Consider the following 939-nt stretch of genomic DNA (forward strand, 5'->3'; position numbering starts at 1 on the left):
GTGGGCCGTCCGCCGCGATGACCGGGTGTTCGTCGCCCTGCGCCCCATCTGCGAGGCGCTGGGGCTGGCATGGGGAAGTCAGTACAACAGGATCAGACGGGATTCCGTGCTGGCGGGAACCGTCTTCATAATGAAGACGGTTACCACCACGGGGGAAAAGGACGCGGTGTTCCTCCCCCTGGACTACGTCAACGGCTGGCTGTTCGGCATCCAGGAATCCCGCATCCCCGACCCGACCGTCCGTGCCAAGGTTCTGGACTACAAGCGGGAATGCCATGCGGTGCTGTATCGCCACTTCTTCGGCGGCGCCGTCGCGGTTCCTGTCGAGGAGGCCCTGCCCCCGGATGATGGTCCGGGCGGCGCGGAGGAGGAGATCGACCGCTCCGACATCGGCACCTTCATCGCCCTGGTGCGGGAATGCCGCTCGACCTGGGGCCGTCCCGCCGCCCAGCGCCTGTGGCGGCAATTGCCCCTGCCGCAACCCGATGGCCCGGATATCTCGGCGGCCCTGACGCCGGAACAGATGTGGTGGCGTCGCCGCCTGTCCGACGGAAACCTGATCCCCGGCCGGTCGGGTTGGCCGCCCCAGGTCCGGTGCGGCGATCTGCTGGATGCCTATGTGGCCGACATGCGCCGCCTCAATCCCCTGCGCTCGCGCGAGGGACTGTCCTGCGCCATGGCCAAGTCCTTGTTCGTCATGGTTCCGGGCCTGACCCGGCGGCGGCATGCCGGGGATGGGACCGCGCGGCCATGGGTCTATGAGGTGCCGCCCCTCGATGTCTGCCGCGAGGCGTTCGAGCGACTGACCGGAAGCCCTATTCCGCCGCCACCCTGTTGACGGCCCGCACTCGCACCTCCAGCCGCAACCCGATGCAGCGCAGCGCGGCGTCGATGTCCTCGGGGGCGGTGCCATGGGTGGGGTTGAGCAGACGCTGCACC

The 939-nt window shown here is 68.8% G+C and carries 1 protein-coding gene; it reads left to right on the forward strand.

Annotated elements, in window-relative coordinates; genetic code table 11:
• The coding region (locus tag H261_RS23690; protein WP_008622767.1) for a Phage P22, antirepressor protein, N-terminal domain-containing protein at positions 1 to 838 on the forward strand (838 nt) is incomplete at its 5' end.
• Between the last annotated feature and the right edge of the window lie 101 nt (positions 839 to 939).

Origin of the sequence: Paramagnetospirillum caucaseum (genome assembly GCF_000342045.1) — a bacterium.
Classification (GTDB): domain Bacteria; phylum Pseudomonadota; class Alphaproteobacteria; order Rhodospirillales; family Magnetospirillaceae; genus Phaeospirillum; species Phaeospirillum caucaseum.